The 17,271-nt window shown below is 60.7% G+C and carries 13 protein-coding genes and 2 tRNA genes; 3 read left to right on the forward strand and 12 right to left on the reverse strand.

Features of this window, described 5'->3' with window-relative positions; translation table 11 throughout:
• Positions 1–38 precede the first annotated feature (38 nt).
• The 3 genes from L6D63_RS26355 to rimO all read right to left on the reverse strand — a co-directional run bounded on the left by L6D63_RS26355 (position 39) and on the right by rimO (position 2,950).
• Entirely contained in the window at positions 39–749 is a 711-nt protein-coding gene (locus tag L6D63_RS26355; protein WP_047291998.1) for an rRNA pseudouridine synthase, read from the reverse strand.
• 189 nt (positions 750–938) lie between these two features.
• Positions 939–1,412, reverse strand: coding sequence for a GNAT family N-acetyltransferase (locus L6D63_RS26360; RefSeq protein ID WP_121184073.1), 474 nt, complete (start codon positions 1,410–1,412; stop codon positions 939–941).
• A gap of 200 nt (positions 1,413–1,612) precedes the next feature.
• The gene (gene rimO, locus L6D63_RS26365; protein WP_047292002.1) at positions 1,613–2,950 is read right to left on the reverse strand and encodes a 30S ribosomal protein S12 methylthiotransferase RimO; all 1,338 of its coding nucleotides are present in this window, start codon (positions 2,948–2,950) and stop codon (positions 1,613–1,615) included.
• A gap of 349 nt (positions 2,951–3,299) precedes the next feature.
• Here rimO and L6D63_RS26370 point away from each other — a divergent pair, with 349 nt between their 5' ends.
• The gene (locus tag L6D63_RS26370; RefSeq protein WP_373873763.1) at positions 3,300–5,141 is read left to right on the forward strand and encodes a potassium transporter Kup; all 1,842 of its coding nucleotides are present in this window, start codon (positions 3,300–3,302) and stop codon (positions 5,139–5,141) included.
• 161 nt (positions 5,142–5,302) lie between these two features.
• Here L6D63_RS26370 and L6D63_RS26375 read toward each other — a convergent pair whose 3' ends face one another.
• Positions 5,303–5,629 carry a DUF3077 domain-containing protein gene (locus L6D63_RS26375; protein WP_131671860.1) on the reverse strand — a complete coding sequence of 109 codons (327 nt, stop codon included), beginning with the start codon at positions 5,627–5,629 and terminating at the stop codon, positions 5,303–5,305.
• A gap of 356 nt (positions 5,630–5,985) precedes the next feature.
• Here L6D63_RS26375 and L6D63_RS26380 point away from each other — a divergent pair, with 356 nt between their 5' ends.
• Complete coding sequence (locus tag L6D63_RS26380) at positions 5,986–6,147, forward strand: hypothetical protein (RefSeq protein ID WP_179294938.1); 162 nt, start codon at positions 5,986–5,988, stop codon at positions 6,145–6,147.
• Between the two features lie 175 nt (positions 6,148–6,322).
• Here the strand turns inward: L6D63_RS26380 and L6D63_RS26385 are convergent, their stop codons facing one another.
• From L6D63_RS26385 to L6D63_RS26400, 4 genes are all read right to left on the reverse strand, one after another.
• The gene (locus L6D63_RS26385) at positions 6,323–7,615 is read right to left on the reverse strand and encodes a virulence factor family protein (protein WP_007964390.1); all 1,293 of its coding nucleotides are present in this window, start codon (positions 7,613–7,615) and stop codon (positions 6,323–6,325) included.
• Complete coding sequence (gene mprF / locus L6D63_RS26390) at positions 7,615–10,254, reverse strand: bifunctional lysylphosphatidylglycerol flippase/synthetase MprF (protein ID WP_047292010.1); 2,640 nt, start codon at positions 10,252–10,254, stop codon at positions 7,615–7,617. Before mprF ends, L6D63_RS26385 begins: the two co-directional genes overlap by 1 nt.
• 279 nt (positions 10,255–10,533) lie before the next feature.
• Positions 10,534–10,610 (reverse strand) — tRNA-Met (locus tag L6D63_RS26395).
• 210 nt (positions 10,611–10,820) lie between these two features.
• Positions 10,821–10,897, reverse strand: a tRNA-Met gene (locus tag L6D63_RS26400).
• Between the two features lie 279 nt (positions 10,898–11,176).
• Between L6D63_RS26400 and dinB the strand changes: the two genes are divergently transcribed.
• Positions 11,177–12,238: a DNA polymerase IV gene (gene dinB / locus L6D63_RS26405; RefSeq protein ID WP_047292012.1), complete on the forward strand. Its 1,062-nt coding sequence runs from the start codon at positions 11,177–11,179 to the stop codon at positions 12,236–12,238.
• An 85-nt stretch (positions 12,239–12,323) separates the two neighbouring features.
• Here the strand turns inward: dinB and L6D63_RS26410 are convergent, their stop codons facing one another.
• From L6D63_RS26410 to L6D63_RS26425, 4 genes are all read right to left on the reverse strand, one after another.
• Complete coding sequence (locus L6D63_RS26410) at positions 12,324–13,277, reverse strand: hypothetical protein (RefSeq protein ID WP_047292014.1); 954 nt, start codon at positions 13,275–13,277, stop codon at positions 12,324–12,326.
• Positions 13,278–13,294: 17 nt separating this feature from the next.
• Positions 13,295–15,010 (reverse strand): proline--tRNA ligase, encoded by a 1,716-nt coding sequence (locus L6D63_RS26415; protein ID WP_121184077.1) that lies wholly within the window; start codon positions 15,008–15,010, stop codon positions 13,295–13,297.
• A gap of 129 nt (positions 15,011–15,139) precedes the next feature.
• Positions 15,140–16,699: an AmpG family muropeptide MFS transporter gene (locus tag L6D63_RS26420; protein WP_041070722.1), complete on the reverse strand. Its 1,560-nt coding sequence runs from the start codon at positions 16,697–16,699 to the stop codon at positions 15,140–15,142.
• Between the two features lie 43 nt (positions 16,700–16,742).
• Positions 16,743–17,096 (reverse strand): MGMT family protein, encoded by a 354-nt coding sequence (locus L6D63_RS26425; protein WP_047292044.1) that lies wholly within the window; start codon positions 17,094–17,096, stop codon positions 16,743–16,745.
• Between the last annotated feature and the right edge of the window lie 175 nt (positions 17,097–17,271).

Raw genomic sequence — 17,271 nt, forward strand, 5'->3', positions numbered from 1 at the left:
CAGGCACGCTGCCGGAATGTGTGGCGGCAACAGAGGTGTCAGAACTTCTCTTTGCCGGACAGGTAGCGCCATTGGCCGACTGGAACCTTGCCGATCGACACGCCGCCGATGCGGATGCGGCGGATGCCGACGACCTTCAGGCCAACCGCTTCGCAGAACTGCGCGATGATCCCCGGCTGCGGGTTCTTCATGGCGAAGCGCAGGCGGTTTTCGTTCTGCCAGCTGGCCTTGACCGGCGGCAGCTCCTTGCCCTTGTGGGTCAGACCATGCTGCAGGCGATTGAGGCCGTGGGCAACCATGTCGCCTTCGACCTCGACCACGTATTCCTGCTCGATCTTGGCCGCATCGGCAGTCAGTTTGCGCAGCACTTTCCAGTCCTGGGTGAATACCAGCAGGCCACTGGCCTTGGGCTGCAGGTCGGCGCTGGCGGTCAGACGCAGGAAGTGTCCGCGCAACGGCCGTTTGCCGTAGCGGTGCTCTTCGCTGAGGGTGTCGGCGCTGAGCGATTGCATGGCGGTGTCGACGTCCATACCGGCCGGCACGTTGAGCAGAATCGTGACCGGCTCCGGCGCGGTGGCCTTGGCGTCCTTGTCGAGTTCGACCTTCTGGTCGCCGACCTTGAACTGCGGTTCGTCGATCACTTCGCCGTCCACGGTGACCCAGCCGCCCTCGATGAACAGCTCGGCCTCCCGGCGGGAGCAACCGACCAGTTCGATGAGGCGTTTGGAGAGGCGAATCGGGTCAGTCATGACAGGGCCGTAACAAAAAAGGGGTGGGCATTGTACCTGCCTGGCGCCGGTTAAGCCCGGTTCCATTTGTAGGGTGTTCGCAATTCCTGTGGGAGCTGGCTTGCCAGCGATGGCATCACCTCGGTGCATCTGTCAGACCGAGTCGCCCGCATCGCTGGCAAGCCAGCTCCCACAGGGTTCTACGATGTGTCAGCCGTTACTTGAGCGCTGCTGGCTCTGGCGCAGGCGCATATGCAGCAGCGGGTACGGCTGGCCCATGCCGTCGACTTCTGAGCGGCCGATCACTTCAAAACCCTGTTTGAAGTAAAACCCCAGCGCCTGCGGGTTCTGTTCGTTGACGTCCAGTTCATCGGCATTCAGATGTTGCATGGCGTAATTCAGCAACTGCTTGCCCAGCCCCTGACCGCGATGCGCGGGATCGATGAACAGCATCTCGATCTTGCCCGCCGCGACCCCGGCGAATCCGGTGATGCGCTGCTGATGATCCTTGGTGCAGATCAGCATCACCGCATCCAGGTAACGGGTGAGCACCAGATTACGCAGCAATTCGATGTAACTGTCCGGCAGAAAATCATGGGTCGCGCGGACCGAGGCCTCCCAGACCCGGGTCAGTTCCTGATAGTCGCTGAGTTTCGGCGTGTGAATGACCGAATGCTGACGCATGCCCGTCGCCTCTTTCCAGTGGATAAGCGGGATTCCTTCCCACAGCAAACAATAGCCGTAAAAAAGCCCCGCATCTCGTAAAAAGAGCGGGGCTTTTGATATCAGCGCAATCCCTGTAGGAGCTGTCGAGTGAAACGAGGCTGCGATCTTTTCAGATCAAAAGATCGCAGCCTTCGGCAGCGCCTACGGGTGTGCGGTGTTTAGATCTGCTCAGCCCACAGGTCGTATTCGTCAGCGTCAGTCACCTTGCACCAGACCTTGTCGCCCGGCTTGAGGTTGCTGCCGTTGTCGATGAACACGTTGCCGTCGATTTCCGGGGCATCGAAGAAGCAGCGGCCGACGGCGCCTTGCTCGTCGACTTCGTCCACCAGCACTTCGATCTCGCGGCCGATGCGCATTTGCAGGCGTGCCGAGCTGATCGCCTGCTGGTGCGCCATGAACCGCTCCCAACGATCTTGCTTGACGTCGTCCGGGACCACTTCCAGGTCCAGGTCATTGGCCGGCGCGCCATCGACTGGCGAGTACTGGAAGCAACCGACGCGGTCGAGCTGGGCTTCGGTCAGCCAGTTGAGCAGGTACTGGAAATCTTCCTCGGTTTCGCCCGGGAAGCCGACGATGAAGGTCGAACGGATGATCAGGTCCGGGCAGATTTCACGCCAGTTCTTGATCCGCGCCAGGGTCTTGTCTTCGAACGCCGGGCGTTTCATCGACTTCAGGACTTTCGGGCTGGCGTGCTGGAACGGGATGTCCAGGTACGGCAGGATCTTGCCGGCGGCCATCAGCGGGATCAGCTCGTCAACGTGCGGGTACGGGTAAACGTAGTGCAGACGCACCCACACGCCCAAGGTGCTCAGCGCTTCGCAGAGTTCGGTCATGCGGGTTTTCACCGGCGCGCCGTTCCAGAACCCGGTGCGGTATTTCACGTCGACACCGTAGGCGCTGGTGTCTTGCGAAATCACCAACAGCTCTTTGACGCCGGACTTGACCAGGCGCTGGGCTTCGTCGAGCACATCACCCACCGGACGGCTGACCAGTTTGCCGCGCATCGACGGGATGATGCAGAAGCTGCAGCTGTGGTTGCAGCCTTCGGAAATCTTCAGGTACGCGTAGTGGCGCGGGGTCAGCTTGATGCCTTGCGGCGGCACCAGGTCGATCAGCGGGTTGTGGTCCTGTTTCGGTGGCACCACTTCGTGCACCGCGTTGACCACTTGCTCGTACTGCTGTGGACCGGTCACGGCCAGCACGCTCGGGTGCACGTCGCGGATGTTGCCTTCTTCCACGCCCATGCAACCGGTGACGATGACCTTGCCGTTTTCCTTGATCGCTTCACCGATCACTTCCAGCGATTCAGCCTTGGCCGAGTCGATGAAACCGCAGGTGTTGACCACCACCACGTCGGCGTCCTGATAGGTGGACACCACGTCATAGCCTTCCATGCGCAGCTGGGTCAGGATGCGCTCGGAGTCGACCAGTGCTTTCGGGCAACCCAGAGATACAAAGCCAACCTTTGGATTGGCCGGCGCAGGAGTGGTGGACATGTCTAACCTCGGTGTTTTGTGACGTCGCTTGCCGTGTGGAAAAGTCGACGGACGGGCGCTCAGGGTGCGCCTCTGATCAAAAAGTGCGCAATTCTAGCGATGAGCAACGCACTTGACCAGCTTTATGCAGGGAAATACGACGAGTGCTGCGCTATGCTTCGCGCCGTTGAGCTTTACCAATTTTTTACAGTCAACAAAACGTCTGTAACAACAGGTAAAACAGCGCATGCTGCACCATAAAGCATAGTGCTTCATTCAAAGAAGCCGGTTTGAGAATCAGGAGTGTTGGATGGGTCAGGCAAGTAGTCAGGCGGCGGGCGCCGAGCATTCGGCTGCAAAACCGCTGAGCATGCTGGTCGCGGCAGTCGGGGTGGTTTACGGCGACATCGGCACGAGCCCGTTGTACACCCTCAAAGAAGTGTTTTCCGGCGCATACGGCGTACCCGTCAATCACGATGGAGTGCTGGGCATTCTGTCGTTGATCTTCTGGTCGCTGATCTGGGTCGTTTCAATCAAATACATGATGTTCGTCCTGCGCGCCGACAACCAGGGCGAGGGCGGCATCATGGCGCTTACCGCACTGGCACGTCGTGCGGCGGGCAAGCGCAAGCGGTTGCGTTCGTTGCTGGTGGTGTGCGGGCTGATCGGCGCGGCGCTGTTTTACGGTGACAGCATGATCACCCCGGCGATTTCCGTGTTGTCGGCCATTGAAGGCCTGGGCCTCGCGTTCGACGGCATCGACCACTGGGTGGTGCCGCTGTCGCTGGTGGTGCTGGTCGGCTTGTTCCTGATCCAGAGCCACGGTACGGCGCGGATCGGCATTCTGTTCGGGCCGATCATGGTCACCTGGTTCCTGGTGCTCGGCGCCCTCGGCGTGTACGGCATCAGCCATTACCCGGAAGTGCTGCATGCGCTGAACCCGGTCTGGGCGGTGCGTTTTTTCATGGTGCACGCCGGCATGGGCGTGGCGATCCTCGGCGCCGTGGTGCTGGCGCTGACCGGTGCTGAAGCGCTGTACGCCGACATGGGCCACTTCGGCCGCAAGCCAATTGCCCGTGCGTGGTTCCTGCTGGTGCTGCCGGCGCTGGTGCTGAACTACTTCGGTCAGGGCGCCTTGCTGCTGGAAAACCCGGAAGCGGCACGTAACCCGTTTTACCTGCTGGCGCCAAGCTGGGCGCTGATTCCGCTGGTGGGGCTGTCGACCCTGGCCACGGTGATCGCTTCGCAAGCGGTGATTTCCGGTGCGTTTTCCCTGACCCGTCAGGCGATCCAGCTCGGCTACATCCCGCGCATGTACATCCAGCACACTTCCAGCGACGAGCAGGGCCAGATCTACATTGGCGCGGTGAACTGGTCGCTGATGGTCGGCGTAGTGCTGCTGGTGCTCGGCTTCGAATCCTCAGGTGCACTGGCCTCGGCTTACGGCGTGGCGGTAACCGGCACCATGCTGATGACCACCATTCTGGTGTCAGCCGTCATGCTGCTGCTGTGGAAATGGCCGCCGATTCTCGCGGTGCCGGTGTTGATCGGTTTCCTGTTGGTGGACGGTTTGTACTTCGCCGCCAACGTGCCGAAAATCGTGCAGGGCGGTGCGTTCCCGGTGATCGCCGGTATTGCGCTGTTTGTGCTCATGACCACCTGGAAGCGCGGCAAGCAATTGCTGGTCGAGCGCCTGGATGAAGGCGCGCTGCCGCTGCCGATCTTTATCAGCAGCATCCGCGTGCAACCGCCGCACCGCGTGCAGGGCACTGCGGTGTTCCTCACCGCGCGTTCCGACGCCGTTCCGCACGCTTTGTTGCACAACCTGCTGCACAACCAGGTGTTGCACGAGCAAGTGGTGCTGCTGACCGTGGTCTACGAAGACATCCCGCGCGTGCCGCCATCGCGACGCTTCGAAGTCGAGGCCCACGGCGAAGGCTTCTTCCGGGTGATCCTGCACTTCGGCTTCACCGACGAGCCGGACGTGCCGCAGGCGCTGAAACTGTGTCACCTGGAGGAACTGGACTTCAGCCCGATGCGCACCACCTACTTCCTCAGCCGCGAAACGGTGATCGCCTCGAAACTCGAAGGCATGGCCCGCTGGCGCGAGGCGCTGTTTGCGTTCATGTTGAAGAATGCCAACGGCAACCTGCGATTCTTTAATCTGCCGCTGAACCGGGTGATTGAACTGGGGACGCAGGTGGAGATGTAGTTCTACATCCACTGAAAAGCCCCCGTCAGCCTTGTGGCTGGCGGGGGCTTTTTTGTGGGCGGCAACTTCAGATCAAAAGATCGCAGCCTTCGGCAGCTCCTACAGGTTTCGCATTCCATGTAGGAGCTGCCGAAGGCTGCGATCTTTTGATCTTTAAACCTCTACAGGCTTTCAGGTATCTCTGTTTCAGACTCGGTCTTCGTGCGCGCAGGTCGCGGTATCAATGCCTGGATCACATCATCAAGCAAAGCCTTGCCCATCACCGTCAGGTAATGCGCAGCCCAGGCATGGCGGTCGGTGTCTTTGATGAAGGCGGCGTCCTCGGCGAAGGATTTGGCGAGGGACAGCAGGTCGGAAGATTGGGACAGGGCATCGATGATCGGGATGCCGGCGCGGACGTTGAAGAACGCTTGATCCGAGTGGTAGGGGAAGGGGGTGCAGCCGATGTTTTTAACGTTTGCGGGTCCGTGCAGATCAGTTTCGGTCATCGTGTTACTCCTTGGTTCGAAGTGCCGCGACTTTCGTTACCACACGAAAGGGAGGCAACTGTACGCGGGGTGGTAAACCGGGAACCAAGGAAACCGGCACGCTCGAAAGCGTCCCACGCACAGCCGCCATTACTCGATGAGCGGGCTCTTGCGCTGGTTTCTCCGGGTTACCACACCCGATCGCTGAATGGGTCAGCGACGTCCGGAGAGTATCTCGTCAAAAAACCGCGCAATAGAGCCGCAAAGCGCCCGAACACGAGTTTCGGAGTTTGCCTACAAGGTCTGTGGGCGTCATCTGATATTGCGAAACTGGAAGTAAACGATACTAAACGTCTGACACGAACTGGCGTGTGCAAATGAGCGAGACGCGTATGACGGAATCATCGAAACAAGAAAAGCAGGATGATCTCGAGAACCTTCGGATTGAAGCGCAAGCTATGGAGCGATTGATCAACTTCGATCCGGCTCAAGCGATCAGCCATTACGATATGCGGGCAAGATACGCCTGCCGGGGCTAATGATTACTTGAGTCCAGCGCAATTCCCCTGTGGGAGCGAGCTTGCTCGCGAAGGCGTAGTGTCAGCCAGCGAATCTGTTGACTGACCCGCCGTATTCGCGAGCAAGCTCGCTCCCACAGGGAATTTAGCTGGAGGCTGGAATGTGAGGCTGCGGGGGCTTTTTTATCAGCTCAGATCACTCTGCCGGCTGATCCTTGCTCTGACGCTTCTCGATCAAGTCCACCAGACGCTTGGCCAGCGCCGGGTAGTTCTCGTCGAAGTGGTGGCCACCAGGCAGTTTTACCGCTTCGCCGACGGCAGTCTTGTCGGTGCAGCCGCTTTCGTCGGTTTCTTCGGCGCCGTAGATGCACACCACTTTGGCGGCAGGCAGTTTGGCCATTTCCGGGCCGGTGGCGGCTTCTTTGCCGGCGTTGCCGAGCCAGCCTTCGACTTCGATTTCGAAGCTGCCGGTGCGGGCGAAGGCCAGCAGGATGATGGCGTCGACGCGTTGCTGCTCGGTGTCCGGCAGGCGATTGTAGATCGCCGGCAGGACGTCGGCACCGAACGAGTAACCGGTGAGGATGAAGCGCTTGGTGCCCCATTTCTGGCGGTAGTGCTGCATCAGTTCGGTCAGGTCCAGTGCGCTTTGCTCCGGGCTCTTGTGCTGCCAGTAGTAGCGCAGGGTGTCGATGCCAACCACCGGGTAACCGATCTTGGCCATCTCGCCGGCCACGTCGCGGTCGAGGTCGCGCCAGCCGCCGTCACCGGAGAGGAACAGGGTCACGGTGTCTTTGGCCTGACCAGCCGGCACTTCAACCACCGGGATCGCCAAGCCACCGTTGGCCTTGTCGCCGCCAACGAGGATCTTGCGCAGTTCGTTGTTCAGCACTTGCGGCAGGTTGATGTCGTAATCGCTGATGCTGGTTTCGGCGTTGGGTTGATCACGCACGAAACCGGCGCTGGTGTCGTCCGGGTTGTCGTTCCACGCCACCAGCCAGTGGCCGTGGGCGGCAGATTTCGGCAGCAGGTGGGTGCAGCCAGGTTTTTCCAGGGCCAGGTCAACCGAGATCGCCTGGGCCTTGTCGTCCTTCTGCTCGGACAACCAGCGCCAGGCCAGTACCGCGCCAGGGCCGATCCCGCTGACCAGCGTGGCCGGGCCATTCAGTTCGCGCAGGCCGGTTTGCAGGGCGCGGCTCTGTTGCAGGCAGTCCTTGGGCAGAATCACCTGAACGATCTGCGCCGAGGCGCTGCGGCTCAGGGTGCTCAATTGGTTGTCGGTCAGCTTCTGGTCGTCATTGACCGCGACCAGCACCTGAGCCTTGGGCTGGGTGCCGGGAATGACGCGGGTCATGACCGTGCCGTCGGCAGCCGTCAGTGGTTGCAGTGTCGGTTGCGGTGCCGGGCGTTTGAGGTACCAGTAACCGCCGCCGGCAATCACGGCCAGCACGATCAGTGCGGCCAGGATGTACTTCAGGGAGCGTTGAATCATCAGCGTTTCACCAATCCAGTCAAGCCGCCCGCGATCAGGGCAGCAGTATCGGCCAGCGCCACCAGCGGATCGAGTCCGGCGGGCACTGCCATATAACGGGGTTCCCAGTCAGGCTGGAACTTGTCTTTGAAGCGGCGCAAGCCTTGGAAGTTGTACAGCTGCTCACCACGGCGGAAGACCATCGAGCCCAGACGCTGGGTCAGCGGTGCACCTCGCCGGGGTTGCAACCCCGACAACGGCACCATGCCCAGGCTGAAGCGCGCGTATCCGTGACTCTTATAGTGTTGAATCAGGCCGACCATGAGGAACTCCATGGTCAGCTTGGGGGCGTCCGGGTGCGAGCGCATCAGGTCGAGACTGGCCAAGTCATGGCTGTAAGTCTCGAGCAGGTTGGCGAACGCCACCGGGCGGCCTTCGAAGCGAATCACCGCAATGCGGAAATGCTTCAGGTAATCGTCGCTGAAACGGCCGAGGGAGAAGCCTTTCTCGCGCACGTTCTTGCCGGTCAGCCACGCATCGGAGATCTCTTTCAACTCATCCATCGGCGCCTGGCCCGGCTCATGGATCTCCAGCGACAGACCGTCGCGGGTGCCACGGTTCCAGGTGTAGCGCAGGTCCTTCATCTCCTTGCCCTTGGCCTCCAGGTCAAAGCGATGCAGATCGACCCGGGCTTCTTCGCCGAGCTTGATCGCGGTCAGGCCGATGTCCATGTAGTACGGCAGGTTCTCGGCGCGCACCTGATAGAACACCGGACGGGTGTGATGGATGTCGCACAGGTCGCGGAACTGCCAGATCATCTCGGCACGCTGCTGGCCGGGGCCGATCGGGTCGTACAGCGCCACCAGGCTGCGGCCGCGACGGGCGTACATCAGGAACGCCTCGTCGTTGGGGTGAAACAGCAGCGCCTTGTCACCGGTCAGGGCGAGACCGCCATCGGGTTGCGACGAGGCCATCAGGATTTTCGCGGCGCGATCCAGTTCGTCCGGGGTGGGCAGATGAATCACCGGGCGAGCGGTGCGCAGCAGCCAGGTCAGGGCGATCACCAGCAACAGCACCGCCGCGCCGAGCAGCGAGCGCAGGCCGCGCGGGGCGTCAGCGTCGAGGGTGAACTGCCACCACAGTTGATGGCTGTAGGGCACGTCCTGATAGGCGAACAGCAGCAGCCAGGTCGAAGCGCCCAATACACACAGGCTGGCCACCAGATACAGCGGCGAGAACGGCAATTCGGTCAGGCGACTCGGACGATAGAACGAACGGCGGAACACCCCGAGCAGCGCCGCGGTGAGCGTCATCAGCGTGGCTTCTTCCCAGTCGAAGCCTTTGAGCAGCGAGAGCAGGGCGCCGACCAGCAACAGAATGGTGGTCAGCATCCACGCGGCCGACAGGCGACGGCGCAGGCCCTGAGCGAGCAACAGACACAACACGCCAATCAGGCTGGCGCCGAAGTGCGAGGCGTCGACCAGCCGATGCGGAATCAGAAACCCGATGTGTTCAAGGCGCGTATCGATCTCCGGGGTGGCACCGGAAAACAGCAGCACCACGCCGGACAGAAACACCAGCACCGCCAGAATCGGTGCGGCCAGACCGGACGCGGCGCGCATGGTCTGGGTCTGGAACAGGCGCTGGCCTTCGTTGATCAGCAAAAACAGGCAGGCCACCAGCAGCGGCAGCACCACGTAGATCAGGCGATACAGCAGCAGGGCGGCGGCCAGTGGCGCGGCGCCGAGGGTGTCAGCGAAAGCGGCGAGCAGGATCGCTTCGAAGACCCCGACCCCGCCCGGCACATGGCTGAGGACGCCGGCGGCCAGGGCCAGCAGGTACACCAGCAGGAAGGCGCCGAACGGCGGGGCTTCCGGCAGCAGCAGATAAAGCACGGTGGCCGCTGCGGCGACGTCGAGAGCGGTGATGATCAGTTGCAGGAAGGTCAGGCGCCGGCCCGGCAGGCGCAATGTGCGGCGACCGACCCTGACCAGCAGGTTGTCGCGGTATGGCTGCTCCGGCAGGCGGCGGCGATAGATGCCGACGGCCAGAATCGCGCCAAGCCCCAGCACCACCGCGGCGATCGTGCCGAGCAGGCCTTCTGACAAACCCAATGCAGTGGAGGCGGCGGGCAGGTCGCTCAGGGTCGCGAGGGCGGCCAGCGGAGGCAGGGCGCAACCCAGCGACAGGCTGGCGAACAGCGTCATGTGCGCGACTTCCGATGCCCCCAGACCATGTCGTGCATATAAACGGTAGCGCACCGAGCCGCCGGACAGCAGCGACAGGCCGATGGCGTTGCCAATCGCAAACGCGGTGAAGCCGCCCAGTGCCAGGGTGCGCGGCGGCAAGGCCACGCCGGCATAGCGGCTGGCCGACCATTCATAGCCGAGCAATATGATGAAGCCGACCACCGTCGCACTCACGGCTCCCAGCAGGGCCGGTTTCGGCACGGCCAGGATCGAGTCATGCAGGGCGTAGAGATCGAGTTCGCTCAGCAGATGGCGGCAGGCAATCAGCGCAATGGCAAACAGCAGCAACGTGACCGCCAGACCGATCGGCTGGCGATATTTGCTCAACCGATCCAGCAAGCGCAGGCGCTCGGGTTTGATCGGATGTTCTGCTGTGACGGTGTCTTGTGAATCAGACGAGTTGGCGCGCATCAATCACCTCTTGGATTGTGCGCGACAGGATGGAGGTATCCAGCCAAGTTACCAATCCCTGTAGAAAAAAATAATCACAAAATACTACGCCTCTCATCCGGGATCGGCGAGGGCGGGTCATGGATTGCAGACGTCTTGCCTGCGACTCAAGCATAGTCGCAACCGGGCGGGTCTGATGATCCTGAGCGTTTCACTGCAGCGTGACAGATCATTGTTGCGAAAGGACTTTTTCCACAGATACAAAAAAGGCCACTCTTTCGAGCAGCCTTTTTTGATGTTTGGTTGCGGGAGCCGGATTTGAACCGACGACCTTCGGGTTATGAGCCCGACGAGCTACCAGACTGCTCCATCCCGCGTCTGTGTGGCGGCATTCTACAGGCGAACGGCGAGGTGTCAACCGCTAATCCCGTAAAGGGTCAAATAAGTGTGAATTTGTGTCAAACGGTCGCAGCGCAACGGTAAGTTTCGGAAATGCAACGAATTCCTGTTCGCTCGGCTGCGCGTTTGATTGAAAAACAGACGCGCACAAAAAAAGGCCACTCTTTCGAGTAGCCTTTTTTGATGTTTGGTTGCGGGAGCCGGATTTGAACCGACGACCTTCGGGTTATGAGCCCGACGAGCTACCAGACTGCTCCATCCCGCGTCTGTGTGGCGGCATTCTACAGAGGATCGCCGAAGTGTCAACCTTGAATCTTGATAAATCTGTTCCTGTTCAATCGCTTAGCGCTTTTTGCAGGGCGGGAGAAGGGACGCAGGGCAGGTGGGACAAGGCTTTCAGCTCTATTGGTCAATGATTTTCGATTGAGAAAATAAATTCATTGTCGTTGCCCTACAGACTGAAAAGAACATTCGGACCACTGGTGCTATATACAGTTGTCAGTGAGATACTGCGTTTCCGGCTCACCATGTTGCTTTTTCTGTCATGACCCAGCGAAAAATCATCCACGTCGACTGTGACTGTTTCTACGCCGCCATCGAGATGCGCGACGACCCGAACCTGGCCGGCAAGCCGCTGGCGGTGGGTGGGTCGGCGGATCGGCGTGGAGTGATTGCGACCTGCAACTATGAAGCGCGGGCGTATGGTGTGCGCTCGGCAATGTCATCAGGCCATGCCTTGAAGCTGTGCCCCGACCTGACCATCGTCAAGCCACGCATGGACGCCTATCGCGAAGCCTCGAAGGAAATTCATACGATCTTTCGCGATTACACCGACCTGATCGAACCGCTGTCGCTGGACGAAGCCTATCTTGACGTCTCCGACAGTGCGCATTTTGGCGGTAGCGCCACGCGTATCGCTCAGGATATCCGCCGGCGCGTTTCCAATCAGTTGCACATCACCGTGTCTGCGGGTGTGGCGCCGAACAAGTTTCTGGCCAAGATCGCCAGTGACTGGAAGAAGCCCAACGGGCTGTTCGTCATTACTCCGGATCAGGTGGAAGATTTCGTCAGCGGTTTGCCGGTGAGCAAGTTGCACGGCGTCGGCAAAGTCACCGCGGACAAGCTGGGCAAACTCGGCATTGCCGATTGTCTGCAATTGCGCGAGTGGGACAAGCTGGCGCTGGTGCGCGAATTCGGCAGTTTCGGTGAGCGACTCTGGAGTCTGGCCCGTGGGATTGATGACCGGCTGGTGCATAACGACAGTCGCCGTCAGTCAATCAGCGTGGAAAACACCTACGACGTCGATTTGCCGGATCTGCGCAGTTGCCTCGACAAGCTGCCTGAGCTGCTGGACACCCTGAAAACCCGCATGGAACGGATCGACAGCAGTTATCGGCCGGGCAAGCCGTTCGTCAAAGTGAAGTTTCACGATTTTACCCAGACCACACTGGAACAGGCCGGGGCAGGGCGGGATCTGGGCAGTTATCAGTTGATGCTGACGCAGGCATTCAATCGTGGCGGGAAACCGGTGCGCTTGTTGGGCGTGGGGGTCCGGCTGGAGGATTTGCGCGGTGGGTTTGAGCAGATGGAGTTGTTTGAGCGTTAAAAGTCAAAAGATCGCAGCCTGCGGCAGCTCCTACATTGGAATGCGTTCCCTGTAGGAGCTGCCGCAGGCTGCGATCTTTTAAGGCTTAATTCGGTCCCGGATCTGCCACCAGGCGCCCGGCATCCTTGGTCAGCGACTTGAGAAACTCGGCCTGCAACTCAGGATCGTTGCGCGTCAGTTCGATCAGGCTTTGCTCCAGCTCGCTGGCTTCTTCTTCCAGACCCAGCTCCGACAGGCGCTTGACCCGGTGGACCCACTGGCTCACTTCGTCGTCTTCCAGATCGTCGTAAATCAACCCGTGGGCTTCGAGCAACTTGCTGCGCAAATGACTGCTGATCGCCAGGGACGAATCGCTGTGCACGTCATCCTTGCCGTCTTCGACGCTGATTTGCAGCTTGCCGATATGATTCAGGTCATTTTCGGCGAACGGACTGTCCAGCAGGTTCAGGCGCAGCACGCCGTTGCGATCAGTGGTCATGTCAAAGGTCTGCTTGCCAGCCTTGACCTGCACCGGGCGTTCGCTCCACGGCAGGCTCGAATATTCCGTGCGCTTGTCGCGCTGGACTTCATCGATACCGGCCAGGTTCTGTTGTGCACGACCGTGAGACTGCACGTTCATGAACGGGTTGACCCCGGCAATGCCGTAGTTCAGCCAGTCCTTGGTCACGCTGTCCGGCAGATTGCCCAAAGCGAACACATTGACCACATTGGCGCCGAGACCGGCAACCACCGCCACTGCACCCAACGGAATCTCATAGATTTCGCGCCAGGGCTGGTAAGGCGTGTAGCGGTCGTAACGGCGTGTGACTTCGAACTCGGTGACTTCGAAGGTCTTCTGTTCGTTGATCTTCACACGTCGTTGCGGCAGTTCGAGCACCTTAGGCTCACCGACATCGATCTGCAGGCTATGGTCGAGCAGTTTGCGCTCGACCCGCTCTTCGTGCTCGCTGCGCTGTGACATCTGATTGGCGCAGCCGCTGACCAGCAGGGCGCCGCACAAGGCGGCGCCACCGAGGCCCAAGGTGTTTCGCTTGAACATGAGGTCTCTATCTGGATTCAGCGGCGGATACGGGCCTGAAGGAAGGACAGCACATCGGCGACCGGCAGCGCTTGCGCTTCGGCCTCGGTGCGGCTCTTGTATTCCAGGTTGCCTTCGGCGAGGCCGCGGTCACTGACCACGATCCGGTGAGGAATGCCGATCAGCTCCATGTCCGCAAACTTGATGCCCGGGCTGGTTTTCTTGTCGCGATCGTCCAGCAACACTTCGAAACCGGCCGCCGTCAATTCTGCGTACAGCTTGTCAGTGGCTTCGCGCACCTGCTCGGTTTCATAGCGCAGCGGTACCAGGGCGATCTGGAACGGCGCCAGGGTGTCGCTCCAGATGATGCCTTTGTCGTCGTTGTTCTGCTCGATGGCGGCAGCGACCACGCGGGATACGCCGATACCGTAGCAACCCATCTCCAGCGTGACCGGCTTGCCGTTCTCGCCCAGCACTTCGCACTTCATCGCCTTGCTGTACTTGTTGCCCAGCTGGAAGATGTGCCCGACTTCGATGCCGCGCTTGATTTCCAGCGTGCCTTTGCCGTCCGGGCTTGGGTCGCCGGCCACGACGTTACGCAGGTCGGCGACGGTCGGAACCGGCAGATCGCGCTCCCAGTTCACGCCGAAGTAGTGCTTGTCGTCGATGTTCGCACCGATGCCGAAGTCGCTCATCAGTTCGACCGAGCGATCGATGATGATCGGCAGTGGCAGGTTCAGCGGGCCGAGGGAACCGGCGCCGGCGCCAATGGCGTCACGCAGTTCGGCATCGGAAGCCATGACCAGCGGGCTGGCGACGCCTGGCTGGTTGGCCGCCTTGATTTCGTTGAGCTCGTGGTCGCCACGGATGATCAGGGCAATCAGCTTGCCTGGCTCTTCGGCGTGGACGATCAGGGTCTTGATGGTCTTTTCAATCGGCAGATTGAATTTTTCCACCAGCGCGGCAATGGTCTTGGTCTCCGGGGTGTCGACCAGGCGCAGCTCTTCGGCCGGTGCCGGACGCGAGGTTTCGCGTGGCACGGCTTCGGCTTTCTCGATGTTCGCCGCGTAGTCGGAACCGTTGCTGAAGACGATGTCGTCTTCGCCGGACTCGGCCAGCACGTGGAACTCGTGAGAGCCAGCGCCACCGATCGAACCATTGTCGGCCTCAACCGGACGGAACTTCAGGCCCAGGCGGGTGAACACGTTGCAGTACGCCTGATGCATGCGGTCGTAGGTGACCTGCAGCGAAGCCTGATCGGCGTGGAACGAGTAGGCGTCCTTCATGATGAATTCACGACCACGCATCAAGCCGAAGCGTGGGCGGATTTCGTCACGGAACTTGGTCTGGATCTGGTACAGGTTGATCGGCAGCTGCTTGTAGCTGCTCAATTCGTTGCGCATCAGATCGGTGATCACTTCTTCGTGAGTCGGGCCCGCGCAGAAGTCGCGACCGTGGCGGTCTTTGATGCGCAGCAGCTCAGGGCCGTATTCTTCCCAGCGCCCCGATTCCTGCCACAGCTCGGCCGGTTGGGTGCTCGGCATCAACACTTCAAGAGAACCGGCAGCGTTCATTTCTTCGCGAACGATGGCTTCAACCTTGCGCATTACCCGCAAGCCCATCGGCAGCCAGGTGTACAGGCCCGAAGCGAGTTTGCGAATCATGCCGGCGCGCAGCATCAGCTGGTGGCTGACGACGACCGCATCGGAAGGCGTTTCTTTCTGTGTGGCGAGCAAAAATTGACTGGTGCGCATGGTTGGCCGTTGTCGGTTGCTATGACTGGAAATGACGGAGCAGTGTACCGGCGAGATTTGCCGACGTACAGGATTGCGCTTGGCGGTGAGGCTCGACGGCGGGAATCCTCCCGCCGTATCTGAAATGTCCTACGACTCTTCGACGACGGAGGTCGGTGCAGGCTCGGGCGTTGGCGTCGGGCCCGCACGGCGATTTTCCTGGAACCAGTGCAGGGCGATCAGCACCAGCGTCGGCACACCGAGCAGCGCGGTGATCATGAAAAAGTTGTGGTAGCCGAACTTCTCGACCATGACGCCGGAGTAACCGCCCATCAGACGCGGTAGCAACAGCATGATCGAACTGAGCAGGGCGTACTGGGTGGCCGAGAACTTGAGGTTGGTCAGGCTCGACAGATAGGCGACGAACGCCGAGGTGGCGAGCCCGGAACTGAAATTGTCGAGGGAGATGGTCACCACCAGCATCTGCAGGTTCGGCCCCATGTCGGCCAGCATCACAAACAGCAGATTGGTCGCCGCCGAAGCCGCGCCACCGATGAACAAGATCGGCAGGATGCCGAACCGCACGATCAGCAGGCCGCCCATGCCGGCACCGACGAGGGTCATGATCAGGCCAAAGATCTTGCTCACGCTGGCGATCTGATCCTTGGTGAAGCCCTGGTCGATGTAGAACACGTTGGCCATCACGCCCATTACCGTGTCGGACATCCGATACGTGGCGATCAGTCCGAGCAGCAGCAACGCCTGCCAGCGGTAGCGCAGGATGAAGTCGTTGACCGGCGTCAGCACTGGCGCCAGGCCGCGACGGCCCATGGTCGACAGGCACAGGCCGGTGAGCAGGGTATAGAGGATTGCACGCAGGAAGGCGCGGTCTTCGAGCAGCAGGTCGAGCGGACTCATCTGACCGAACAGTACGCTGGCGAAATCGGTGTTGTAGAGCTGAGTGAACATTGCCGGAACCGACACCAGCAACACGATCAGCACGAATACCGAGGCCAGTTGATGGACGAAGCTGTAGCGACCGGCCTGCAACTGCGTGCGCAATGGCACGGGCGGTTCGCGCATCAGCAGCGAGGTCAACAGGGCAGGGACCATCAACACCCCGAACAGGGCGTAGGTGCCGGTCCAGGCTGAATGTTGGTAGTTGAAGCCGGTGGAGCCGAAGCCTTCGGCGAAGAACAGCGCGCCCGCCGTGGCCAGCAGGGCGGCGACTCGGTAGCCGGACATGTAACTGGCGGCCAGTGCTGCCTGACGGCTGTCGTCGGCGATTTCCAGGCGATAGGCGTCGACCGCAATGTCTTGGGTGGCGGAGGCAAAGGCGACGATGACGGCAATGGCGATCAGCCAGGACAGGTGTTTCTGCGGATCACAGAAGCCCATGCCGATCAGGCCCAGAATCACTAACGACTGCGAGAGCACCAGCCACGAACGGCGGCGGCCCAGCTTGCCCAATAAAGGCAGGCGCCATTGGTCGAGCAGCGGTGACCAGACCCATTTGAAGGCGTAGGCCAGGCCGATCAGGCTGGCGTAGCCGATGGTTTCACGGGCAACGCCGGCTTCGCGCAGCCAGACGGACAGCGTCGAAAACACCAGCATGTACGGCAGGCCGGCAGCAAAACCGAGCAACAACAGCACGAGCGTCGAAGGACTGGCATAGGCGGCTAGCGCGGCGCGCCAGGTTTTACGGGGCATGGGCTGAAGTCTGCCTCAAGATTGCGAAAACAAAGCGCGCACTCTAACCGCTGTGCTCTATCGGACGCCAGCCATGGCGCTGAATATCCACACGATTGTTCAGGATGGTGACGCCTTCAGAACGTAATCGTGCCCGTTGTTCGTCCCCCGAAGGGCTGCCCAGCGGCAGGCTGATCCGACCGCCGGCACCCAATACCCGGTGCCACGGCAGTCTGGTATCGCCGGGTAGTTGGCTGAGGGTCCGGCCAACCCAGCGGGCGGCACGCCCCAGACCCGCGAGTTCGGCCAGCTGACCATAGCTGACCACTTTGCCTTCAGGTACTTGGGCAAGGGTCGAATAAAGCGCCGTGCGTCGGATTTGCACTTCGCTTTCATCGGGAGGGTTCGGCTCTTTCACCTGTGCGGTTCCTGAACATCAGTCGTGTGGATGGGCTTAAGCGTAATCGTGTAGTGGTCTACTAACCCCGGACACCCATTTAGGCGAGAATGCTCGCCACAGAGAGGTGTCCGATGACCAAACAACGCCGTACGTTTACCCCTGAGTTCAAGCGCGAAGCCGCCTGCCTGGTGCT

This window comes from Pseudomonas parakoreensis (assembly GCF_021602155.1).
GTDB classification, from domain to species: domain Bacteria; phylum Pseudomonadota; class Gammaproteobacteria; order Pseudomonadales; family Pseudomonadaceae; genus Aquipseudomonas; species Aquipseudomonas parakoreensis.